Origin of the sequence: Legionella jordanis, assembly GCF_900637635.1 — a bacterium.
GTDB classification, from domain to species: Bacteria; Pseudomonadota; Gammaproteobacteria; order Legionellales; family Legionellaceae; genus Tatlockia; species Tatlockia jordanis.
This window is the reverse complement of record NZ_LR134383.1, coordinates 1,743,693-1,767,788: the sequence shown is the minus strand read 5'-3', so window position 1 is coordinate 1,767,788 and position 24,096 is coordinate 1,743,693. Positions and strand designations below refer to the sequence as shown.

The window sequence follows — 24,096 nt, the reverse complement described above, 5'->3', positions numbered from 1 at the left end:
TAATTTTCCAATACCTAAAAACCTCATCCATGGTTTTGAATGTTTTCAAAATAATATCCGATTTTCACAATAATTTCAGCGGTTGGGATGATGGCAATTTCGGTTTAACTCTCCTTGCGCCATTAACCTGTTAGTCCAGTAACTGTGGGTGGGATGTAGGCCCAAGAGTTTCATGAGTCAGACTCATGATTCGACACAATGACTTTGAAGGTTATCCAGGAGTTATTTTTAATGAATTAGGTTAACTCAATTTGAAACTTATGTGTGCAGATGTTAATCAGAATTATGAAGGAAGAGCCCATTTAAATGGGCTCTTGAAAGCTTTTGTCAATGCTCTTAGCCAGATTTTTAATCGAATAATATTGCAGTAGCCAATTTCTTAGATTCGCCCAAACTGTTGATTTAACGAACATGAATTTGGCCAATTGCCGAGAGTCTTTTTGCGTTTTTTCAACTCGTTGCTGGCGACTTTTCTGATATAAAGACAACGCCCAACCCAGATAATTTTGGTCTGTACGGGATAATTCATCAGCGAGTACGGCGGCAGATTCCATCGCCATGGACGCGCCGATCCCAGCTGTGGGTAAAAATCCTACCGCGGCGTCTCCTACCAAAGCAACCCGACCACTGTACCATCGCTTTGTTCTTACATCAGATAAGGGCCAATAGAAAAAATGTTCATCATCATCTTTTGGAATTTGTGAAAACAAAGTGGGGTAAATTTTAGCCAGTTCAGGAAATTGCTTTTTTATGTCATTTGCGCGCCCCGAGTAAGCTTTCACTTTTTCTGGCATAGTTGGAGTAACAGCAATTACGCCAAATTTGTTTTCGGTTGGATAGATTCCAAAAAAAGTTCCTTCTCCCCAAAATTCCCTAATCATGTTTTTATTGAGCATGGGATCATCACTCCACCAGACCCAACCACCCCAGCCTGTGTCATAATAATCGTAATCATTTTTATTAAATGCAAGACGGCGAACGCTGGAGTGCATGCCGTCTGCCCCTACTAGCAAATCGTACTCTCCTTTGCTGCCGTCGTTGAATGTCACGCTCACTTTATCCTCATACGACGAAAGAGATTCAAGGGTTGAATTAAAACGAATTGGTATGCCTTCGCAGCCCTTAAGTAAAACCTGGATTAAAGCTTTTCGGGAACAGCAACGATAGGGACCGTAAGCTGTAAACAATTCAGAGAAGGGCAGTTGTTGAATGATTTCATTTTCCCCATTGGCCATGATGTAATTGTCCGCCGGAACGGTGCCTTCGATAAAGTCTCTCATGAGTCCTAACCCATACAACACTTTACTGCCTAAAGGATAAATCCCAAGCATATAGCCAGCATTCGACAAATTAGCTTGTCGCTCAATGATCTCACAAGGGATTTCTCTTTGTTTAAGTAAGGCCGCTAAAGTGAGGCCTGCAATCCCGGCACCGACGATTAAAACGCGCATTCTCTCTCCTTGACAATGCTTCGATACCCAAGGTATGCAAAATGCATACCTTGCACACGAAAATCAACATCTTATCCCTTGGGAAGGAAAGTAAATCTAAACTTTCTTATTTAGGGCGTAGAAGGTGACGGCGAGTATGAGGCCGTAAACCAGGTGACCTATTAAAGGAGGAATGTTGTTTTGCATGCTAACAAGGCTCCATTTCGAAAACAACGGAGCTCCGGTTGCCAAGTAGGGCAAAAGCGTCATGGGGCCAATTGACCACATCAACAAGCCAACGAGTAATCCCAAAACGATTGCTGCGACCCAGGAATGAATTAACCAACCAAGGATAAGTGCAAATAGAACTCCACTGATGAGACTCACAATTGCATGGACTATTAGGCCGCCGGTGAGGGTTGGCATATGTATGATTGAACCCAGTGTGGTTAACATGCCTGCTTTGAATAAAAAAACTGCAAAAAAAACTCCTGCCACAATTCCCGCAACTAGGCCATTGGTGATGCATTTCATGTTGCACATAGAAACTCCTTATCTCAACTTTAAACAGGCTGGACTTATTTAGTCCTTAGCCACTTCCTTTTTCTTTTTGCCATGAACAAAAGTCGTTTTTTCGGGCTCTTCATGAGGGGCCATATCGTAGAGAACAGCACCTACATGAGGGTCAACAGGTTGTAACCATACTGAGTCTTTAAGTGCATCTGAAGCTTGTTGGTATCCCATTCGGATCCCTTCTGAAATGGCCAAAGAGGAGAAGGCATAATCTTTGGAAGACAAATCACTTTCAATGGCATGACGATGAAATCTAACCATCACCATAACAGTCCTGCAACCCATAGCTCGGATTTCCTGAACTTTTGGTTCTTTTTTCATTGCTTCAGGAAGTAAGTCATATAATTCAGTAATTGCATGCCGTAAATCGTGTGCCTCACAAAAAGATTTAATGGCTCTTTTGTAATTGCTGGCATAGGTTAAATCTTTCTGCTTAAGCAACACCTCATCCAAAGTAGCCGGCTCTTTACCCTCGGGATCGAATAATTGAATCATAAAACACAAAGTACTTACCCTTGGCAAATCATTTAAAATCACTTCAATAGGTGTGTTGTTGACCAAGCCACCATCCCAATAAAGCACTCCATCAATTCTTACTGCGGGAAATCCAGGAGGCAGCGCGCCGCTGGCCATAATGTGTTCGGGATAAATGATTTGGTTTTTACTATCAAATAAAACTTGCTCACCATTGTCAACGCGGACTGCAGGTAAGGTAAGACGTGTTTTGCCGTTGTTTAGAATATTAAAATCTATTAAATGCTCCAGGGTTTCTCTTAAGATGGCCGTATCATAAAAACTGATTTCATCAGGAGTGCTTTGGGATAAAAAATGAGGGTTAACCAATCTTGGCTTAAAAAATCCTGGTTGACCAAACAGCAGGGTGGTCTGCGCGTGCATTTGATTGTACAGGCGTCTTAACCCCATGTTTTCCAGATATTGATCCCACCAGGAAAAATAGGCCGGGCTTGCTATGATTTGCCAAAACTCCTTGAGTTTATCCACTCGGTGCTCGGGTTTGTTGCCGGCTACAATAGCGGCATGGATGGCGCCAATTGAAATGCCACTGACCCAGTCAAGTTGATATCCGGCCTCATGCAGTGCCTCATAGACCCCCACCTGAAAAGCACCCAGAGCGCCACCTCCTTGAAAGAGGAAGGCTACACGATTCCAAACTGGCGGGCTGCTTTTACCTTTGCTCATTTGATTCTCCCTTAGGCTGGCCTCGTATGGATTAATACTTACTGAAATGCAGTTTTAATCGAGGACTTCTTTTTGTAAGCAATTTTTTTGCCCGTCTTATCGTAATAGCTCCCCAAAAACCATATAAAGCTTGCAAATGTAAAAAATAAAGCGCTCTATACATTACCCGGGCTACTTTTCCGCCTATGGAATGTTGCCACTTGCGGAAACTCGTAAGGCTTCCAAAAGCATCGTAGCAGCTTAGAGCAACCAAAGAGCCATGATCTTGGTATTTGAAATCCATAAGAGGTTTGTTTTCAAGCTTGTTTTGCAAAGATTTAACCAAGATTTCAGCCTGTTGATGAGCCGCTTGTGCACGAGGTGGAACGGGCATACCAGTCGCTTTATCAATAACATAAGCACAATCGCCAATTGCAAAAATATTGGGGTCTAGAGTCGTTTGTAATTTGTTATTGACGATCAATCGATTGATTTTATCCGTTTCCAAGCCCAGTTGAGCTAAAAAATCGGGTGCTTTGACACCAGCAGCCCAAACCGATAGGTCGGCAGGGTAGAAATTCCCTGAACTGGTTTCTATGCCATTTTTTCTTACTCTGGTGACTTGTTCTTGCGTATAAACGCGAATACCTAAAGATTTGAGACGCTCAAAAACTGCTGTCGCAACTGTTTCTGGCAAAGGCGGCAAAATTCTTGGCCCCGCTTCAATTAAACTGATTTGAGCCAGTTGAATCGTGGGCCTTGTCAGACCATAAGCAGATGCTTGCCTTAAGGTATGGTGCAATTCAGCAGCCAATTCAACTCCTGTTGCACCGGCACCTACAATAACTACTTGGAAAGGTTCCTGGCGGTTATCTGGGCCGTATTGGGCGCAGAGTAGTTCGTTTAAGTATTTTTGCTGAAACTCATTGGCTTGCTCCAGGTTATCAAGGGATAAGCAATATTCTTTTACACCAGGGGTATTAAAATCATTACTTAAACTTCCTACTGCCAACACCAAAGTGTCGTAAGACAAACTTCTTTCAGGGATGACAACTTCACCATGATGATTCGCTAAAGGCCCCAGTTTTATAGTTTTCGCTTCTCGATTAAGTCCAATCATGCGACCTGGTTGAAAGACATAGTAACTATCAGCACTGTGAGCATAGTAGTTAATTTGATCTATGTTTGAATCCAAAGAACCCGCTGCGACTTCATGAAGCAAAGGCTTCCAGAGATGGACTGTTTGCTCATCCACTAAAGTAATCCTGGCTTTGTTATATTTACCGAGTTTGTGCCCTAATCGAGTTACCAGTTCTAAACCGCCGGCTCCGCCACCAACGACTAATATGTGATGAGGTTTTGAAATGGCCACGGTCATGACGTCCTGTTTTTGATGCATACCATGATATTAGGAGAAGTTCCTTAAGGATGCATAATTTTTAAAATCAATCCACGAGTGTGCGGATTTTTTGTAATTCTTTATCTCCAGGTAACCAATTGGCAATCATCTCATGCTCCCTGCGGTGAAAAAGGATAGGAGCATGTCCGGCCTCTTCAATTTCAAACACATCCACTGAAGGGTGGCTCCGTTGCATTCGCCTAATGTATTCGGGTAAAAGTAAGTCAGATTTTTTACCGTGAATAACCAATACAGGACATTTAACTTTTTGCCACAGATACCAGAGATCAATATCAAAAAAAATGCCCTCTAGAGCCCGATGAGGATTACTAAAGAATTCTTTTAAAAGCTGGGTAGCAGGTTTAGAAGCCTTAATGTGTGGATCTACTTTAGGAACAAACACTCCCGGGGATTGTTCTTTAATGCTATGTCTAGTTACATAATCCCATTGATCTTCTGTGAGCTCACCAAAGCCTGAGTGAATGGTTTTATAATGTTGCTTGGCTTCCTCCAGAGTTTTAAAACGATTACTTCTACCAACGTATTGATTTAATCTTCCCAAAGCATCAAGAGGAAGTTGGGGGCCAATGTCATTCAATATCAAACTTTGAATGGGTGAGTTTGGGAGTCCCGCTAAAAACATGCCGATTAAGCCTCCCATAGAGGTACCAATCCAGTGAAGCCGTTTTGCGCCGGTTCGAGCAATCAATACATTCATATCCAGAATGTATTGCTGGTAATTATAATGTTTGAAATTTTTTAGCCAATCACTATCCCCACGACCAACAATATCAGGACAAAAGACATGGTGGCCATCTGCACTTAGAAATTGCGCTAAGGGATCAAAGTCATGGCGATTTCGGGTTAAACCATGGACACAGATGACAGCGCTTCCATTTTGTTCAGACAAACCCCACTCCGAGTAGACAACTTTATGAAAACCTTCTTCGGAGGCACACATCACGTAATCAAGCTTCATAACGGTCCTTGTTTATTGCAGTCATTTAGCAAGTATATCTTAGAAAATTATTGCCGACAGAAAATGCACAGAGGTTTTTCCGCTTTTAATCTTAAATAGAGATTACAGTGAGCTAATTTTCAAGTCGCTATAATCGGTTTTTTTCACGTTTAACTGGTTTAGTCGATTAAAAACCTGCAATGCCCACTTTTTTTGACCATGTTCATAACGAAGTTTTCCCAAATAGTTTAAATACATTTCAGCGTATTCATTTTGAATTGGGTAGTTTAATCCCGACTCAAGGAGCTCATGCGCGTGAACCAGCTCCCCTTTAGCGATTAAAAATTGGGCTAGAGTGAGCCGCGCCAAATTAAATTGAGGGTATAATGTCACAGCTTTATTGAATAACTGTTCGGCTTGAGTGGTTTTGTTCAGGTAAAGGCTATAGACTAATCCCAGCTGAAAATAGGCTTTGCTGTTGAAAGGATTTTCGATTAATGCCAAGCGTAATTCTTCCTCGACAGCTTTGCCAATTCTATGAATTTCACTTTTTTTTCTGCAGGCTTCAGCTTGCTTTAAGAGAATATCAACTCTTCGACTGCGAAGATCGGAATAAGGAAACCAACGAATGGCTTGTTTGATGTGGTCGTCCGCCTGGTTGAAATTTAATAATTGCAGTGACCGCTCAGCTCTTTGAACATAAACATCAAGCATCAGCAAGCGCATTCCCTGGATTGTTAGAATCAAGAACAGGGCCGCCATTGATATTTGCGAGATGCTGCGAATAGTTGGAGCTATTTTAATTTCACAGACAGGAAACACATCGACTTCATGCAAGGTTCGATGAACATAACCCAATCCACAACCCAGCAAGCAATTCAATCCTAAAACGTAAAAGTTAAAATCGACAAAACTATGTAAGCTGAGCGCAGCGACAGCTAAAGTGGCTGATTTTAAAGAAATGGCTTTGGCCGTTTGATGGGCTGCTTTAAAACACCATCCAGTAGCAATAATGTAATACAAAATGGCCATAAAACTGAGCAGACCAATGACTCCAATCTCTATAAGTAGCTGCAAGTAGTCATTATGAGCATACTGTAAATTTGAGCCATCACCAGGCAGACTGAAGGCTGGATAGTAATGCATGAAATTAAAAATACCCACACCAAACCATTTTTGGTTTTGCCAGAGATGCCAGGCGCCTTCCCAAAGAACAACTCTTGATTTCTCCTGGTGTAATAATGCTATTCGGTGAGCAATGGCCGGTTTTGCGAATAGAAAAATGGCTAATAAAGCCGCAAAAAAAATCAGCGCGAGCTCAAACCATCGATCCCTATTTCCCCCATCCCTAGTTTGGAAAAACAATGCTGGCATTGCAATTGAAAAGCTGACGATGATGCCTCGACTTAGCACCAGTAGCATCACTGTACTCATTAAAAAAATACTGGCTCCTAACCCCCATTTAAAAATTTTCCCTAAAGGCTGAGTGGTGCTCTTAATTGTGAGAAATTTTCCACTCAAAAGAATGACCACGAACATTAAAAATGCCGCGTGGCTATTTTTGTTGATAAATAAACCAACAGGCATTTCTTGAAGGGCAACAACTTGCACCAGGGCTTGAAATGAAGAAATTAATGCACATATCCACAGCGTGGTGAGAATGTATGACCACAAGCGTTCGGGATTAGGGCAGTAGGTAAAAATTAAAAAAGCACTAAGCCAAAGACTGCATTGGAATACTCCAAACCAGGCGGTTGTGGCAACATAGCCTAAGAAAAGGGGTGCAATGCTTGATATTAGCCAAAGTACAATAAAAAATAGAACAGGGTTAATGCTCAATATAATTTTATCGTGGTAATGGATAAACATTAAAAAAAAGCAAAACACCATGAGACTATAACTAATCCCTAACACCGAGAGATCAGAAGTTCCTTGAAATAAAAAAGCAAGGGCTAATAGACCGGAAAATAAAACTGCCTGACAAGATTGAATATTTATTTTGCCCAGCATAATTCAATCCATCAGGCAGAAATAAAGGTGAGCACTAAGCGTTTGCAAGCCATTTTCCTTTAATGAAGGGGCCGCTTAATGTGTACGGGTGGCTGCTAAGCTTATTCTCTGTGTTAATGGTTTCACCTGGCACCAGCATGAAAATATCAATGTAATGCTGCACGAGCCAACCAGCCATGAGACTCATCTGCCCGTTGAATAAGTTAAAATCATAACTGGCGCCTAAGCTGGCCTCAAGTTCCGGTACCATGCGGTATCGCTGATTGGCAGTGGTTAAAAATTGAGTTTGCAGACTGCTTAGCAATTCTCCGGACAACTTGGCTTTGCCTTTGCCCACCAGCAAAGCGGCGGCTCCCTTTGCAAATAGTGAAAATGAAGCGGGTAATTTGCGAGTCATATCAATACCTAGTCGAGGGCCCACGCCTTGATAACTTGAGTCTAGGGTTGTACCCCGAAACTCAAATAAAGGGCCTGGATCTCCTGTACGCTCATAATCATGAACAGTCCTTAACACATCTGCATAGACGTATTGGAGACCGGCAAAATATCGAAAATCACTGTGGCGGCCAATACTACTGGTCTGGGCAAATTCAACGTTTACTGCATTAAAATGGTTATCAAAAACCAGATCAGTTCGACGAAATGTGGTGGGGATGTCGACGTCTTCAAACACACGGAAGCGAGAGTCAGAGTAATCCGTGTCAAAATGCAGCCAATTAATGTTAATATCATTTCCTGTGTTGAAATGGTAACTGCCCTCAAGCAAAAATCCCCAGTCTTGTTCGGATTTAATGGCCTTATACTCTCTTGGATAAAATACATAGGGTTGAAGCAGGGGGGAATAAGGTTTAAGGTAAAGTGCAGAAATACCAACGTCCCATTGAGGATTTGGGCAGGGAACAGTTAGGGAATCACTGATGCAAACAGGCTCATCCTTCATCGGTGGAAGTGCATATAATGCAAAAGAGCTCAATGATAAGCTTATCCATAGTAATCGTTTATACATAACTTTCCCTAGCCGAGTTAGAAAGAACTACTATAAATTTCAAAAATAGAAAAGGTCAATAGAGTGCGCGACTTTCTTCTTCTATAAGCAAAACGCTGTGTACTAGGTTTTTGCGGCATCCAGTGGCTCTAAAGCTGTGGTTTTATCAAAATGGATAATTGAGTCGAATTGATAGGATAAATGAGTGAAAAAATAATGGCTATGACGTTCTGCGTCTGGTCTATAAATCACCCCAATTGCTCTTTGCAGACGGGGAATTTTTAAAAAGTGCTCTAACTTGGGATTATTGATTAAATTCAGGAAAAAATTTTTGTATTGTAATTCATGGAATAATTCTTCATAACTGCCTTCAAGTCCAGGATTAATCGTTTTACATTCAGCGGCAGCACCCCATTCGGATGCAGCCGTAACCGTTCCTGAATAGGTTGAAAAACCTATGGCATAGGCATGGTGATTATGCTGCTCTCGAACCAGCTGTCCAATATTTATTTCTCCTTGATCGGCCATTTCAGTGGCGCGCGCATCACCCACGTGTGAATTGTGAGCCCAAATGATGATTTTAGCTGGTGTGGCGAAGCGATTTTCTAAATGATCAGCGAGTACATTCAGTGTTTCTGCCATGTGTCTGTCGCGAATGTTCCATGAAGAAGCCCGTCCTTCAAACATGGACCGATAGTAGGTTTCAGCGTCCTTTACTACACGAGCATTTTGCGTAGCAAAAAAATATTCGTCTTCTGTAGCAAGGCCATCGTTGCGAATGTATGCAAATGCATTATGCTGCAATTCTAAAAGTACGGACACTGCTTCCTTAATGCAAGATTTTTTAACTCCGATATTGGTTAAATACCCATAAGTCTGTGGATCAGTACTGCTGTGATCAAAACAGGAATAACGGGTTCGGGCACGTTGAGCGGCAGCAGGATCAACGCTCATTAGATAGCTTGTCACTGCTTGCATGGATGAATTTAGACTATATAAGTCAAGTCCATAAAATCCGATTTTGCGTGCAGGGGAGAGCGAGTCATTATATTGGCGAAGCCATTCTAAAAAAGGAGGTATGGTGGCATTTCTCCACATCCACATTGGGAAACGCTTAAAATCCTCTAAAGCGTCTAATGCATTGTTTTGTGAGCTCTGACCCTGAATATAGCGATGGACGCTATAGGCGTCTGGCCAGTCTCCCTCAATAGCAATAGCCATGAAACCTTTCTTTTCAATAAGCTGACGGCTAATTTCAATTCTTGCTTGATAAAACTCATAGCTGCCGTGGGTGGCTTCACCAAGCAAAACAAAACGAGCATTACCAATTTTTTTTAGTAAATTGGAGAGGGTCTGTTCTTCAAGTTCCAAAGGTTCAATGTATTCATTTAATAAATTTATCAATTTTTGTTCGGCTTGCTCTATCATCTAATTTCCTTTTACCGCCATTGGGTTTCAGATAATCTAAAAACCAGTCCCTTGTGAGTCTTGCAACTTCACTTAAAGTTCCAGGTTCCTCAAACAAATGGCTGGCACCCGGGACAATTTCCAATTTTTTGATGCAAGACATCTGTGCAAGTGCCTTCTTATTTAGATTAATCACAATTTCATCATTGGCTCCAACAATCAATAAAGTGGGGGCTTTAACCAAGTGTAAGCAATTTCCGGCTAAATCCGGCCGGCCTCCACGAGAAACCACCGCTTGTATTAAATGATTTTGTTTTGTTTCAGCTATCAATGCTGCTGCAGCTCCTGTGCTGGCGCCAAAATAAGCCATTGGTAAATTTAGCTCTTCTTTCAAGCACCAATCCGCCGCTTGCAGCAACCTTAAAGACAGCAGATTCACGTTAAAACGAAATTCACGAGTTTCTAAATCTATAATCTCTTCTTCAGGAGTCAGCAAATCAAACAAGAGGGAAGCAATTCCCGATTTATTCAGTATCTTAGCCACGAATTGATTGCGGGTGCTGAATCGGCTACTGCCGCTACCATGAGCAAATAAAACAAGACCCACAGCCTTTTTAGGAATATACAGAAATCCATGAAGTACTGTATTTTTACCATTGATGTTTACAGCATGCTCCATGTTTAAGGAATAATGCGTCATATATAGCTCCTAGAAATTAGACAGCTGTAGACATCTCTTTCATGTAATTAGTTTTTCTTTTTTCCAGTAATTCAGAAACCTCAGTATCTGTCGTTTGAGAAAAATCTTCGTACCACAAACCTACCGCGTAGAAATGTAAAGGCTGAAGAGGGCATATGATTTCGTCCACCAGTCCTGACATTTCTTTGTAAGTTGAAAATGCAGCCACAGGAACTGCCATAATCAATCGGCTCGGTTGTTGTTTTCTTAAAGCCTTAATGGCTGCTCGCATGGTCGCTCCGGTGGCAATACCATCATCCACTAAAATAATGATCTTGTTTCTAAGAGAAGGATAAGGTGAATTGTTTCGATATATGGATTCACGACGAGAGAGTTCCTTTTTTTCTATACTGATGGTTTCTTCAATGTCTTTTTTTGGAATGTGTAATGCATCAATAATTTCTTGATTAAAAATAATGGTATCGCCTGAAGCAATGGCACCCATAGCTAATTCTTCATGGCCGGGAACACCGAGTTTACGAACAATAAAAACATCAAGAGGAGCAGAAAGCGCAGCAGCAATCTCATAAGCCACTGGTACACCACCTCTTGGTAAGGCTAAAACAAGAACGTTGGGGTTATTGATGAATGATTTTAATTGATCGGCAAGAATCCGTCCTGCTTCATGTCGATTAATAAATTTTTCCATAACCCTCTCTCCATATTAAATCCTGTCGTGCGGATCATAGTGAATATTTTTAACAATTTGATGCAATTTATTATCAATAATCTCACCATTTATTTCGGAGTAATTCCTCTTTGCCTCCTGCTTCATCCATACAAGCAATTTTGAGATTTTATCACCATGTTTCTTTATTGTTTTTCCATCTTCAAAATGGACTTTTGCGGTGTATTTGTATCTCATGATACTCACAGCTTAGCTTGTATTTATACCTTAATTTTAGCATATAGTTTCTTTCACGATTCGCGAAAAATTATGGCAATACTATACTTAAAAAAATTGGCATTCATGTAAGGAAATATGAAATGAAATGGATAGTGACTGCAAATAGCAATGATTGTCGAATTTATAATTACGAACAAAAATCTCATCAGCTAAAACTGATAAAGGAAATGAAAGCTCCTGAAAATAAACAGAAAACCAGTGAGATTGTTTCAGATAGGCAAGGTCGCTATCAAACGATGGGGCCAGGGCATGGTGCGTACAGCCAGCCTACTGATCCTGAGGAAATCCAAATTGATAATTTTGCCAGAAAGGTAGCTCATGAATTAGAGCATGGCAGAACTCATCAAGATTACGATGGGCTTGTTTTTATTATGGGCTCTGACATCGAAGGATTGGTTGAACAACATTTAAACAAGAATGTTAAGAATATGATTAAAAAAAATATTCACAAAAATATGATGCATCTTAATGAAAGGGAGCTTTCAGATTATCTAAAAGATCATTTAAAGCCTTTTAATTAATATGGGGCGGGAAGCAACAAACGCGATTGCTTCCCAAAGCAAGTTTCAAGAAATTAAACCATATAGAATAGCTGAAATAGCTACAAAACCAATGAAAGTAATGAATAAATTACTTAAAGGACGTTGAAATTTTTTCATGGCAGGTACTTTTAAAATGGCATACATGGGCATTAAAAATAAGATTACTGCAATTACTGGTCCGCCCAGAGTCTCTATCATACCCAGAATACTGGGATTTAAAGTAGCTACAATCCAGCAAGTAATTATCATGAATCCTTCAATAAAATAGCAGAGGGTTTTGGAACTTAAATTTTTCCCTCGGCTTTCAAGCGCTTTACTGACTAATCCCTGCAGGCCCTCACTTGCTCCCAAATAATGGCCGAGAAATGATTTGGAAATGGCTATAAAGGCAATCAAAGGAGCAATATAGGCCATGATTGGCGTTTTAAAATGATTAGCCAGGTAAGACAGGATGGAAATATTTTGTTGTTTTGCCTGCGCCAAGTCCTGGGGTGATAAGCTAAGCACGCAACTGAATACAAAAAACATCACAGTACCCACCATCATAATGTGACTGTATTTTAAAATCCAAGAGCTTTTCTCATCGGCATCCTTCCCATAGTATTTCTTTTGGCTTACTGCAAATGAAGAAATGATAGGGGAATGGTTAAAGGAGAAGACCATGACCGGAATAATAAGCCAGAGAGTCATTAAAAAACCATGTGATCCGTTGCTATTTACCGTAGCGCTGTGTTGAAAAATGGCATCATTCCAGTGAGGAACCAAATACAGAGAGAGAATAAGCAAAATACTAACGAACGGATAAACCAATACGCTCATGGATTTTACAATGATTTCTTGGCCGAAGCGAACAATGGCCATCAACACTAAAATCAAAAGAATGGCTAGTAAGGCTCTGGGAGGGGCTGTTAATCCCATTTGATGAACAATAAAATTCTCTGTCGTATTTGTAATGGCCACGCTGTACATCAGTAAAATGGGGTAGATTGCAAAAAAATAAAGAAAGGTTAATATTTTTCCTGCGAGAGGGCCAAAATGCTCATCAACAACCTCAGTAATGTCTGAGTTGGAAGAAGAGCCTGAGAGGACGAATCGGCATAGGGCCTGATGAGAAAAATAGGTCATCGGAAAGGCCAATACTAACATAATAATGAGAGGCCAAATGCCAGCAAGACCAGCATTAATTGGCAAGAATAATGTGCCTGCGCCAATTGCTGTACCATAAAGACTAAGCATCCAAACGGTATCTTGCTTCTGCCATTTAGAAGCCTGAATTTCAGTTTCAGGCGAACTCATTACCTTATTAAAAGACATGAAACATCCTCGTTTATCACTTTACAATCATTTTCTTGACGTTGGAGTGTTCTTTTTTTGGTCAATAGCACCATCTTAACCAAAGGCTGAAAACAAATCAAGCAAGAAATTAGGAATAGAAAAAGAATATTCTCCTACTCTTTCAACAAATCGGCTTTAAGGCTAGGAGGAAGTGAAGAGCCTCCTGTAAGAAAGGTTTACTTCTGCTATGCTTAGCACAAGAAATTTGCCGGACAGAGTGCATGCTTACATCCGATGTTATTTTTAAACAACTTCAAACTCAATTTTATGCTCCTGTTCCTTTTGAAATTGAGCATAGCGTTCTTCTGGAAGCCATGGAAGCTTTTTTTAAGTTCCTAGAGGAGCCGGCAGAGGTGAAAGAACACATCAATTTCACGATAGCCCCTCAGCATCGACGGGGCGATGTTGGCTTTAAACATCGGGAGGCGGCAGATCATATTTATAATGATTCAAAAGATTTTTTTCATTTTCATCCAGCGTTGTTAAGAAATTACGCTAATTTTCTCGATAAGCATCCTGTTGTTCTGGACTTTATGTTAAAAGCAAAGCCTATTTGGGACCTTGCTTATCAGACTGTATTTAATGTATTGCAAGTCTTGGATGGACAATTTGCCGGTGTTACTGAAAAAGTTTTTGCGGCTGAACCGGCTCATGTTCTGTTGCGATTTTTACGCTATGATTGGCAACAATCTGGTAAGTACTTGGCCAAACCCCATTTTGATGCAGGTTCTTTTACTTTGGCGATTGCCGAAAGTTCACCAGGATTAAGAATTGGAAGTTGCCCGGATGATTTGCAGTTAATCGAACATGTAGAGGGACAAGCTATTTTTATGCTCGCCAGTAATTTCAAACAACTTATGCCTTCAGCAGATTTTAAGGCTGGATGGCATGATGTTATTCAACTTGACGACACACTGGTCGGAAAACCCTTCGCCCGTTGGGCTATCGTTGCTTTTATTGAGGGGCATGGAGTAAAGGCATTACCGAGAACCGAAACTCATAAGTGGTATATTGCCGAGCAATCTGGCTAAAAATTGCTTGACGGTGCCATTATTTATCCACCATCAAAAGGTATTTCTCAAATTTGCTTATTTCATTTTTAGTGCCTAATTCCATAACAGTTACTTCAGGATATTGCTTACTTAATTCCCTAAGTAAAATTTGAGAGTAAAAATCCCAATGCCAAATGTATTTTAAATAAGTCCAGCTACACGCCTCGCGCCACGTCAAATTTCTCTTGCTTTCGCTGGATTTTGAGAAGAGATGTTTTAACATTCTTAAATAGCAGTGCCAGCGAGGAAATTTTAAATAAAGGCATAGTTTCGCATCGGGATAGTGCCTTTGTAAGGAGTCAAATGAATGCTCTTCAATAATCCAATTTTCTGTATGAATCATATCGGGATTGAGTTGCGCAAGGCGATCTTCTTGATCGGCCAGTCGTGATGAAAGAAGGCGGTCCAGATACAGAAGGGGCAAACCCAGTTTCTTTTTTAGTGCTTGAGTAAAACTGGCTTTCCCGCTCCCTGGCTTACCTACTACTAAAATTCGCTCAGGTGGGTTAATGGACTGATGCAAAGACAGTAGCTGATGTGCTTTCCCCTTAGAAGATATGTCCGTAATCACCTCAAAACCCAGGCGCTTGTATGTGTGTAGAGCTTTATAATTATTTACATCTGGATCCACTAAAATTTCAGCAGCCATAAAACAATATTTTTTAATAAATTCATGCAAAATGGTTGCTGCCAAACCCTTTCCCAGGTAGGTGTAATTGCCGATAAAAAAATCCACGCCGACACAGGGGAAGCTTTGGGTATAAATCCAGAAAGGATGATGCCGCTCAATGGGATATTGTTGAATATAACCAATGGGTTCATCACCAATTGAAATAATAAAGCGCATGGTGCCATCGTCTTTCAGATAGTGTTTTTTGACGGCCCCTAACTTGCGATGTCCATCATCCCAAAATTCACGAATATGAGCCAATTGCAACCATGCATGGAGAATAGAAATATCCTTGTTTTTTAATGGCTTAAAAAAAATCATTGGTATAGCTTCTTTGCAAAAAGACTAATTATATTCGCAATTCTTTAGAGAAGATACGACTGTTTGTAAAGGTTTTCTTGTCCGCTACGATCCAGGAATCTATGTACTATACTTTAACAGAATCATCATCTTATGGGAGAAATTTAATGTCTCAGACAAAAGAAAGGGAAGGTTCTAATCTCGTACTTGATTACATTAGCGAAATCCTTGCATGCCTTCCCAATCTTCTTTATATATTAGATAAAAACTGCATTTTCATCGGTGCAAACCGTAATTTTCTGGAGCTTATTGGCTTAAAAAATCCTGAAGATTTGGTCGGAAAAACATATAAGGAGATTACCCAACTTCTCCCATGGTCTGAAGAAAGGATTCAGCAGTTCAAGCATGAAGACATTAACTCCCTGGTTTCTGGCGAAGTTGTTGAACAAAAAGAGGAATCTCCTGTAATTGATTCCAGGAATAATCAAATCCTTTATTTTCAATCAACCCGAATACCACTCATCAATGAAGATAAAAAAGTAGAAGGTTTGATGGTTATTTTAACGGATGTGACTGAACGTAAAAAAATGGAAGAGCAATTAAGCAAGGTAAAGGAGCAATTACAAAAAAATAATGCTGAGGTGAAAATTGCTGAAAAAAAGCCCCTACCTTTCACCCACAGCAAAATTCCTAAAATCTTGATGGTTGAAGACAACACAATCGCGCAAAAAGCTGCTCAGGCCTTACTGATGCAGTTGGATTGCCAGGTGGATATTGCTGAGTCAGGAGACAAAGCGATTGAACTGTTTAAACCCGGTAAATACGATTTAGTGTTCATGGATATTGGCCTTGAAGGCACATCAGGTTATGTCGTTTCCAAACAAATGAGAAAAAAAGAAGAGGGCAGCGGGTTTCGCGTGCCTATTATTGCTTTAACCGGTTTTGAAGCGGAAGTCGTGAAATACGATTGCGTAGATTATTTCATGGAAGGTGCCCTGACCAAACCTTTGACAAGTGAACAGGCTAAACAAATCATTCAGCACTATATCTATGATATCGATATTCCCGTCCGCGGTCTAAGGAGTACCAAAGAAGCAGGGCACTAGACGTTTAGTTTGCCAATGTTTTAGATGCCTGGAGTGAGTTCCTGTACAGAGGACTGGAACTGCTCAAGTTTCACTAGAGAGTCCGTTTTCGGCTTTGGTAAAAAGCGGAACTGCCCGGTAGCGCAATAGCTAACCGTATTCACTATAAAGAACGACAACATAGACAATAGAACGTAGGTAAAGTTGTTCAAAGCCTCAGCCCAGCCTCGATGATTTTTTAATTCAGATTTGGCTGCTTGGATGTACGCTAGGCAATCTTGTTTAAATCCATTTATCTTCTCAAGGGAGCCATTCTCAAAAAAGCATTTACTTCGCGCAAGCAGCTCTTTATATAGGGTTTGTCCTTCCTGACTAACCTTTGAATAATTTTCATCACCTTTTGAATTTTTAAGGGATAAATCATCTATTTTCAATTTGAGCTTTGCCAGGGCTTTTTCAAATTTGCTCTGTACTGACCTCATAAGATCAGTAATGTAATTTTCAATTGTTATTTTAATTAATGGATAATCATTGATGCGCTTGCTTAATGCTTCATGTGCTTCGTTTAATGAAACGAAATAACCATCTAATTGCATTTGCAGAGCTGGATCAGCATCATCAGCTAATTGCTTTTGCCTGATTTCAAGTTGATTCAGAGCTTTAGTAATTGTTGTATGAAGAACGTAGATGCCCATCCTGAAATTAATCTCTTCGCGATATAAGCTATAGATGAAGTGCGTAAATTGTTCTAAGGAATTTATTCGTGGTAAAGGAAAATCCAGAGACAAAGGGCTTTCTTCTAATGTTTTTTGCTCAAATTTGATTTTATCCATTAATTCTTTGAGCGCTTTATTGGCAACAGCAGGATCGTTTGATTGAAACCTAACTTCCCATTTTTGCTGTAATTTCATTTCATAAGCATCAGCTTCCTTGGAAAAATTCAGGTAAGTGCCTAATTTTTCTGAAAATTCAAAGCTTTTTGGAGGATAAATGAAGTGTTTGGTGTCGTATCTGTTTCTTGATAACAAACGGGATGTTTTTTGTAATTCTAAGTGCTTGTCTCTAAGTTGAGCTAAATCTTCTAATTTCATGACTAACAGTCTAAGTTTAAATTGTTCAATATGATTGCATATTTAGCAATTGCAAGCAATTAAAATATACATTTATGACATATAATCAACATTGAGTTTTTAATTTGTATAGAATAAATTTAATGTAGGAGAGTAATTCTAAGGAGGGGCTATGCTGAACCTTAACTCAGGTATCATTTGCGACATTCTCTGGAGAGCAAGGGAATTCCAGGCGAAAGAGGGGGTTAGCTTTCCAGAAATCACCGACGATATGGATGCCAACTACGTTTTAGCTGATCACGCCGAAGATCTTAGTTATCAAGAAGTGGCGAATGCCATTGATAATCTGCGCCCAGATCAACAATCCACTTTAGTCGCATTAATGTACATTGGTCGCGGTGATTACAGTAAGGATGAATGGGAAGAAGCTTACCGAGTGGCCCGGGAAGAGTGGACTAATAAAACCGGACAATATTTGTTGTCAAGACCGTCCGTGGCCGATGACATTGAGCGCGGTTTGAATCAATTGGGTATCTCTTGCAATGACTGACAGCGCCCATAGGCTTTTACAATAAAACTTTTTGGTTGATGGCTACAGGTTTCGTTGCGGTCTTTGACTCCGACTCATCAAAAGATCTGTTTAAAGTTTCAGCCAAGACAGTGAAAAATACTGCTTGATGATTTTGTCTGGTAAAAGGTTGTTGAAAAAAGTCACTACTAAACGTAATACCTGTTTTAGACAGTAACTCCCTTATCTCTTTTATATACCCTTGATGTTCAAAGGTTAACTGAGTAATAACCGATTGATGCAATTTAAGTTTGAAGCTGCTGTCTTTGGAACATCCCTGCAGAAAAACCATCAGCGCTTTTAAAAGTTTGCTCGCTTCTTCGCGTCGAATGTTTTGATCTTCTGGCAGATAATTTAAACACAACTCCAAGCATTCCAGGTTTTCAGGTAAAAAACTCGGTAATTGTGCAAATAACTGCTGATTTTCGTCAACTCGAGTAAATTCTATCGACAAAGAAGCCAATGAAGCAGATGATTTAAAACTGGGGAGCATATCCAATGGGAGGGGTTGATTTAAAGAAATAGAAAATGCTTCAATCCCAGATTCCGTTAGTATGCAATTTAAGGTATCCCAAACTTGCTGAGAGGAGTTTGACTTATAAAAACCTTGCAAATGCAATTCCTTTAAAAATTCCCCAAAAAAAGATGTACTGCCTTGAACGGGTGAGTACATACAAGCTTGTAATAGATCCTGTAGAGCAGACAATGGTGTTGCTGCAACATCATTTACTACCAATTCCAAACCTGTTTCTGAATCTTTCATCCGCTCTTCATCAAACCTCAATGCAACTCTTCCCGTGAAATAATCCTTTAGGGTTTTTGGCGCTTTGCTAAATTGTTTCGGAAAATCAGGATTTGAATGCAGCAGGATGTTTTTAATTTCAATGCTCAAGAAAAAGCTGCTTTGACTAATTTCAGCAAGGACCTGATTTAAAAATCGAGGATTTAAGCTGCTTGAGGAAAACAGCAAAACGGTTTTTTGTTGCCGATCGGCTATGATTTTTCTCAACAAAACAAATGCTTCATGCTCGGATTCAGCGTCTAATATATTCCTAAGCAGAATAATGCCTAAATGGTTTTGCTCCATAAAAAGATGGAGCTTATCTAGCGCTTTCTGGAGATGGGGGTGGGAAAGATCGAGTATCATGTATCCAATCCTACTGTCAATTGGCGATGAATACTGCCTTAATCTTTATGCTATCGCAATATGCAAAAATCAATGTTGAGACTGGATATTATAAAAATTTCGCAGAATAACTAGCATTTCTTTTCTAAGTTTCATTAATTGGTTAAGCTCTGCGAACAAGTTTTAATATTTAATTTTCATGAATCAGCAACTGACATGCATTCGCTCAAGATTGCTTTCTCTCGATGTCTTTCGTGGCTTTACCATTGCTTTAATGATATTGGTAAATAGTCCAGGCAATCGCAGCACCTATTCCTGGCTTGAGCATTCTGCGTGGAATGGATGTACTTTAGCCGATGTGGTATTCCCGTTTTTTTTATTTATAGTCGGCGTATCCCTGGTTTTTTCCTTGAATAAGGCAAGGTCAAAAGGAGTTTCTTCTGCGCAGCTGTCAAAAAAAATCCTTCGTCGCACCTTCATTATTTTTTTTATTGGCCTTTGCTTAAATCTTTTCCCATACCATGGTCTTGAACATTTAAGGGTGTATGGGGTCTTACAGCGAATTGCAGTTTGCTATGCAGCCGCTGCCTTTGTTTTTTTATATTCTTCAGTGGTTTCCCAGCTTCTGATTTGCTCAGCTCTTTTACTGTGTTACTGGATGGTCATCCCTTTATCATCTGGTCATGGCCATTTTTCCCTGGTTTCTCTTACTCCAGAACACAATTTAGGGGCATATGTTGACCGTTTGCTGTTTTCAGGCAGCCATCTATATGGCAAAACTTATGATCCTGAAGGTTTATTGAGCACTCTGCCTGCTGTTGCAAGCACGATGATTGGCAATTTTGTTGGTATTTGGCTTTCATCCGCAACCAAAGCTTTCTTTAAATTCTATGGCCTTGTGATCGCTGGTTTGATATGTGCTGCGGCCGGATGGGTTTGGGGACTTAGCTTTCCCATCAATAAAATTCTTTGGACCAGCTCTTATGTGTTATGGACAAGTGGCCTAGCAATGCTCATTCTGGCTTTCTGTTATGGTCTGATAGATATACGAAACATTGAAAACTGGTGCAAACCCTTTGAAATTTTTGGTCTAAATGCTTTGGCCGTTTACATCCTCCATGTTTTGTTTCTTAAAATTCAATTTATGATTCCGATGCCTTCTGGAAATTTAAAGAGTTATTTTACGCAATTGCTTTTTGGTTGGGCAAGCAGCACAAATGCCTCCCTGTTTTATGCATTAAGTTACACTTTGCTCTGGTATTTTATTCTTTGGATTTTTTACCGAAAAAACATCTTCATTAAAATTTGAGAATCAAGCTATTTGAAATTGTGCACTTTGCTTAACTTTGTGGCATTATAAGAAAGCATATTTAATCTGACGCTTGTTTCCCATGAACGATCCACACAATCGAATTAAAGCAAAAAACAGAGGTGCAATCAGCAATCCTGAGGGGAGATTTGAACTTAATACCTATGAATATTTTTATGACGGCTGGGATCTAGAGGAGGAGGGTTTGCCGCCATTAGAGACCAAGCTTATGCCTGAGTTTTCCAAGTCAATTATCTCACGCAACGATTCCCCAGATCTTGGTTTTGAGCAATCCATTAATCCCTATCGGGGCTGTGAACATGGATGCATTTACTGCTATGCCCGCCCCAGTCATGCTTATGTGAATTTATCTCCTGGTTTGGACTTTGAAACCAAGATCTTTTATAAAATGGATGCAGCCAGTTTATTGGCTCAAGAACTGAATAAGCCTCGCTACCAATGCAAGCCGATTGTATTAGGGGCAAACACGGATCCCTATCAGCCTGCGGAAGGTACTTTTAAGATTACTCGAAGCTTGCTGGAGGTTTTAAAGGATCACAATCATCCGGTCATCATTATCACTAAGAATTCCTTAATTGAGCGAGATTTGGACCTTCTGAGCGCAATGGCTAAGGAAAACCTGGTGCGGGTGGCAATAAGCATTACCTCGCTTTCCCGAGATCTGAAACGTATTTTAGAGCCGCGCACATCGGCTCCCTCAGCACGGTTGCGGTCAATGAAATCATTGTCTGAAAATGGCATCCCGGTTCGTGCCATGGTGGCGCCAATTATCCCCATGGTCAATGACATGGAGCTTGAGAAAATCTTACAATCCGCAAGCGAAGCCGGAGCCGATTACGCAAATTATGTATTAATTAGATTGCCTCACGAAGTGAAGGATCTTTTTAAAGAATGGCTGGGTGAGCATTTTCCGCTCCGTGCTGAGCACATCATGAGCTTGATTCGTCAAATGAGAGGAGGCAAAGACTACGATTCTACCTTTGGCAAACGAATGAGAGGCGAAGGGGAATTCGCCAATCTAATCGAGAGCCGGTTTGCGATGGCTTGTAAACGTTTCAAGCTCAACACCAAACCCATCCCTGAGCTTGATGTGAGCAAATTCAGGAAAAAAAATTCCCCACATAGCCCTGGGCAACTGAGTTTATGGAATGAAGAAGATTATGGATAAATGGGTTGACGCTATTCCAAGGTTCTGTAGAATTAGGTCACTCTCTCTGCCAGTGACCCATGCGAAATTTACCTAATACTCAGAGAGACGTTTTGTACGTCAAGGACCGGACATGAATATAGCCAATAGTAAAGCATGCGATTTAATTTTATTCGGCACTTTAGGGGATCTTGCCGGACGTAAATTATTACCAGCTCTCTATCAATTGGAAAAAGCCAATCTATTGGCTAAAGATACTCGTATTATTGGTGTCGCTCGCGAAAACATAAGTACCGCAGTTTACGTTGAACGTGTTGAAGAAAAATTAAACAAATTTCTAAATGCGCCTATTGAGTCAGGAGTGTGGGCTCGTCTTCAGGAACGATTGCATTACCTAAACATTGACTTAAGCCAGGCAATCGACTACGAAAAACTGACGCAAGTGACGGATCCGGCAAAAAGGATTCCCGTAAGCTATTTTGCAACACCGCCCTCATTGTTTGGACAAATCAGCCAGGGATTATCCATGATTGGCTTGTCCAAAGCGCCTGCTCGTGTGGTTTTAGAAAAACCCATAGGGCATGACCTTGCCTCTTCAATTATTATTAATGATGAAGTCTCCCGCTACTTTAATGAAGACCAAATTTATCGAATTGATCATTATTTAGGTAAAGAAACTGTTTTAAATCTTTTAGTACTGCGTTTTGCCAATGCTATTTTTAGTTCGAACTGGGACAATACGGCAATTGAACACGTGCAAATCACCGTCGCAGAGGAGGTGGGAGTAGAAGGTCGCTGGGGGTACTACGACGATGCAGGTCAAACCCGAGACATGGTGCAGAACCATTTACTTCAAATCCTGTCGCTTGTTGCTATGGAGCCTCCAAGTAATTTGGATGCGGACAGCATTCGCGATGAAAAACTCAAGGTGTTAAAGGCCCTGCGTCCAATTGATATTTCAAATGTCCAGGAGAATACAGTCCGGGGTCAATATACACGAGGTTATGTCAAGGGTAAGCTTGTGCCTGGTTACTTGGAAGAAGAAGATGCGCGCTCCAATAGTAGAACTGAAAGCTTCGTTGCTCTAAAAGTGAATATTGATAACTGGCGATGGGCGGGTGTCCCTTTCTATTTGCGAACGGGAAAAAGGATGCCCAAAAAGCATAGTGAAGTTGCTATTTGCTTTAAATCACAACCTCATAATATTTTTCAAAATCTCTACCGTCACCTTACTCCAAATAAATTAATTATTCGTTTGCAACCCGATGAAGGGGTTGAGATCCAAATCATGAATAAAGTACCGGGTTTGGAAGAGCAAATGCAATTGCAGCAATCCAAACTGGATTTAAGTTTTGATAAAACATTTAAATCACAGCGAATCGCTGATGCCTATGAGCGTTTGTTGCTTGAGGTGACCTTAGGAAATCAGTATCTGTTCGTGCGCCGTGATGAGGTCGAGCAAGCCTGGAAATGGGTCGATGGCATTCTGGCAGCCTGGAAACACTACAACGAGTCTCCCTTAGCCTATCAAGCGGGTACCTGGGGGCCGGTTGCTGCTATTTCTTTGATGGCACGCGATGGGCGAAATTGGGATGAATAAATGAAATTACATCGTTTTCAAAATCCGGAAGAACTAAATCAACAATTTGCCAAGCAAATAACAGAATGTTTGGCAAAAGCCATCCATCAGCGCGGACATGCTTACTTGGCCGTTGCAGGGGGTAAAACCCCCTTAGGCCTTTTTAAGGAATTGGCAGATGCTGATTTAGCATGGGAAAAAATAACCATTACCTTAACCGATGAGCGCTTCATATCCCCTACGGATCCTGATAGCAATGAATTTCAAATCAAGCAGCATTTGCTGAAAAATAAAGCTGCGAACGCGCAGTTTATCAGTTTATATCAGCCGAACATCGATGAACTGGAGGGACAAGAAGCACTCCAAAACCGCATGTCGTCAGTACCTGCTTTTGATGTTGTGCTTTTGGGAATGGGGGAGGATGGTCATACTGCCTCATTATTCCCCTGCAGCAAAGAATTGGCGCAGGGTTTGGAAACGACAGACAATTTCTTAATCGTTCATCCCGGAAAGGCTCCTTACAAACGCATATCCTTATCTAAAGCTCGTTTACTCAAAAGCCGCAACATTTTTTTGCAGCTTGTTGGTACCAACAAATTAAATACTTTAGAAAAAGCTCTAAGTGGAGCCGATCCACTAGAAATGCCTATTCGGGTTTTTCTCCATCATCCCGAAGTTGATTTGCAAATCATGTTTGCACCCTAA

23 protein-coding genes are annotated in these 24,096 nt (G+C 40.6%); 8 read left to right on the top strand and 15 right to left on the bottom strand.

The features are described from left to right. Positions 1–302 precede the first annotated feature (302 nt). From EL203_RS07840 to EL203_RS07790, 11 genes are all read right to left on the bottom strand, one after another. Positions 303–1,451, bottom strand: coding sequence for an FAD-dependent oxidoreductase (locus tag EL203_RS07840; protein ID WP_058470848.1), 1,149 nt, complete (start codon positions 1,449–1,451; stop codon positions 303–305). A 96-nt stretch (positions 1,452–1,547) separates the two neighbouring features. Beyond that, complete coding sequence (locus EL203_RS07835) at positions 1,548–1,973, bottom strand: hypothetical protein (RefSeq protein WP_058470849.1); 426 nt, start codon at positions 1,971–1,973, stop codon at positions 1,548–1,550. 39 nt (positions 1,974–2,012) lie between these two features. Further along, complete coding sequence (locus EL203_RS07830) at positions 2,013–3,203, bottom strand: patatin-like phospholipase family protein (RefSeq protein ID WP_058470850.1); 1,191 nt, start codon at positions 3,201–3,203, stop codon at positions 2,013–2,015. A gap of 31 nt (positions 3,204–3,234) precedes the next feature. Then, a complete protein-coding gene (locus tag EL203_RS07825; protein ID WP_232003916.1) occupies positions 3,235–4,581 on the bottom strand; it encodes an NAD(P)/FAD-dependent oxidoreductase in 1,347 nt (448 codons plus the stop codon). A gap of 46 nt (positions 4,582–4,627) precedes the next feature. Next, entirely contained in the window at positions 4,628–5,560 is a 933-nt protein-coding gene (locus EL203_RS07820) for an alpha/beta fold hydrolase (RefSeq protein ID WP_058470851.1), read from the bottom strand. 102 nt (positions 5,561–5,662) lie between these two features. After that, positions 5,663–7,549 carry an O-antigen ligase family protein gene (locus EL203_RS07815; RefSeq protein ID WP_058470852.1) on the bottom strand — a complete coding sequence of 629 codons (1,887 nt, stop codon included), beginning with the start codon at positions 7,547–7,549 and terminating at the stop codon, positions 5,663–5,665. A 34-nt stretch (positions 7,550–7,583) separates the two neighbouring features. Beyond that, the gene (locus tag EL203_RS07810; protein WP_058470853.1) at positions 7,584–8,555 is read right to left on the bottom strand and encodes an Lpg1974 family pore-forming outer membrane protein; all 972 of its coding nucleotides are present in this window, start codon (positions 8,553–8,555) and stop codon (positions 7,584–7,586) included. A 102-nt stretch (positions 8,556–8,657) separates the two neighbouring features. Further along, positions 8,658–9,962 (bottom strand): erythromycin esterase family protein, encoded by a 1,305-nt coding sequence (locus EL203_RS07805; protein WP_058470854.1) that lies wholly within the window; start codon positions 9,960–9,962, stop codon positions 8,658–8,660. Beyond that, a complete protein-coding gene (locus EL203_RS07800; protein WP_058470855.1) occupies positions 9,919–10,641 on the bottom strand; it encodes a dienelactone hydrolase family protein in 723 nt (240 codons plus the stop codon). Before EL203_RS07800 ends, EL203_RS07805 begins: the two co-directional genes overlap by 44 nt. Before the next feature lie 16 nt (positions 10,642–10,657). Next, entirely contained in the window at positions 10,658–11,329 is a 672-nt protein-coding gene (locus EL203_RS07795; RefSeq protein ID WP_058470856.1) for a phosphoribosyltransferase, read from the bottom strand. A 15-nt stretch (positions 11,330–11,344) separates the two neighbouring features. Continuing rightward, complete coding sequence (locus EL203_RS07790; RefSeq protein ID WP_058470857.1) at positions 11,345–11,545, bottom strand: hypothetical protein; 201 nt, start codon at positions 11,543–11,545, stop codon at positions 11,345–11,347. Positions 11,546–11,667: 122 nt separating this feature from the next. Between EL203_RS07790 and EL203_RS07785 the strand changes: the two genes are divergently transcribed. Continuing rightward, positions 11,668–12,108, top strand: coding sequence for a host attachment protein (locus EL203_RS07785; RefSeq protein WP_058470858.1), 441 nt, complete (start codon positions 11,668–11,670; stop codon positions 12,106–12,108). A gap of 45 nt (positions 12,109–12,153) precedes the next feature. Here EL203_RS07785 and EL203_RS07780 read toward each other — a convergent pair whose 3' ends face one another. Continuing rightward, positions 12,154–13,443 carry a serine/threonine transporter gene (locus EL203_RS07780; RefSeq protein ID WP_058470859.1) on the bottom strand — a complete coding sequence of 430 codons (1,290 nt, stop codon included), beginning with the start codon at positions 13,441–13,443 and terminating at the stop codon, positions 12,154–12,156. A gap of 242 nt (positions 13,444–13,685) precedes the next feature. Between EL203_RS07780 and EL203_RS07775 the strand changes: the two genes are divergently transcribed. Next, positions 13,686–14,495 carry a hypothetical protein gene (locus EL203_RS07775; protein ID WP_058470860.1) on the top strand — a complete coding sequence of 270 codons (810 nt, stop codon included), beginning with the start codon at positions 13,686–13,688 and terminating at the stop codon, positions 14,493–14,495. Positions 14,496–14,514: 19 nt separating this feature from the next. Here EL203_RS07775 and EL203_RS07770 read toward each other — a convergent pair whose 3' ends face one another. Next, positions 14,515–15,507, bottom strand: a complete 993-nt coding sequence (locus EL203_RS07770; RefSeq protein ID WP_058470861.1) for a GNAT family N-acetyltransferase — start codon at positions 15,505–15,507, stop codon at positions 14,515–14,517. A 146-nt stretch (positions 15,508–15,653) separates the two neighbouring features. Between EL203_RS07770 and EL203_RS07765 the strand changes: the two genes are divergently transcribed. Further along, positions 15,654–16,592 (top strand): response regulator, encoded by a 939-nt coding sequence (locus EL203_RS07765; protein WP_058470862.1) that lies wholly within the window; start codon positions 15,654–15,656, stop codon positions 16,590–16,592. A gap of 20 nt (positions 16,593–16,612) precedes the next feature. Here EL203_RS07765 and EL203_RS07760 read toward each other — a convergent pair whose 3' ends face one another. Next, the gene (locus tag EL203_RS07760) at positions 16,613–17,662 is read right to left on the bottom strand and encodes a hypothetical protein (protein WP_058470863.1); all 1,050 of its coding nucleotides are present in this window, start codon (positions 17,660–17,662) and stop codon (positions 16,613–16,615) included. 151 nt (positions 17,663–17,813) lie between these two features. Between EL203_RS07760 and EL203_RS07755 the strand changes: the two genes are divergently transcribed. Next, positions 17,814–18,191 (top strand): DUF3775 domain-containing protein, encoded by a 378-nt coding sequence (locus EL203_RS07755; RefSeq protein ID WP_058470864.1) that lies wholly within the window; start codon positions 17,814–17,816, stop codon positions 18,189–18,191. Between the two features lie 16 nt (positions 18,192–18,207). On the opposite strand, the gene EL203_RS07750 is transcribed toward EL203_RS07755, so the two are convergent. Next, on the bottom strand, positions 18,208–19,356 hold the full coding sequence (locus tag EL203_RS07750; protein ID WP_058470865.1) for a hypothetical protein: 1,149 nt from the start codon (positions 19,354–19,356) through the stop codon (positions 18,208–18,210). A gap of 178 nt (positions 19,357–19,534) precedes the next feature. Between EL203_RS07750 and EL203_RS07745 the strand changes: the two genes are divergently transcribed. The 4 genes from EL203_RS07745 to pgl all read left to right on the top strand — a co-directional run bounded on the left by EL203_RS07745 (position 19,535) and on the right by pgl (position 24,096). Further along, on the top strand, positions 19,535–20,644 hold the full coding sequence (locus EL203_RS07745) for an acyltransferase family protein (RefSeq protein WP_058470866.1): 1,110 nt from the start codon (positions 19,535–19,537) through the stop codon (positions 20,642–20,644). 82 nt (positions 20,645–20,726) lie between these two features. Next, on the top strand, positions 20,727–21,833 hold the full coding sequence (locus EL203_RS07740; protein ID WP_058470867.1) for a PA0069 family radical SAM protein: 1,107 nt from the start codon (positions 20,727–20,729) through the stop codon (positions 21,831–21,833). 112 nt (positions 21,834–21,945) lie between these two features. After that, on the top strand, positions 21,946–23,412 hold the full coding sequence (zwf, locus tag EL203_RS07735; protein ID WP_058470868.1) for a glucose-6-phosphate dehydrogenase: 1,467 nt from the start codon (positions 21,946–21,948) through the stop codon (positions 23,410–23,412). Further along, positions 23,413–24,096: a 6-phosphogluconolactonase gene (gene pgl / locus EL203_RS07730; RefSeq protein WP_058470869.1), complete on the top strand. Its 684-nt coding sequence runs from the start codon at positions 23,413–23,415 to the stop codon at positions 24,094–24,096.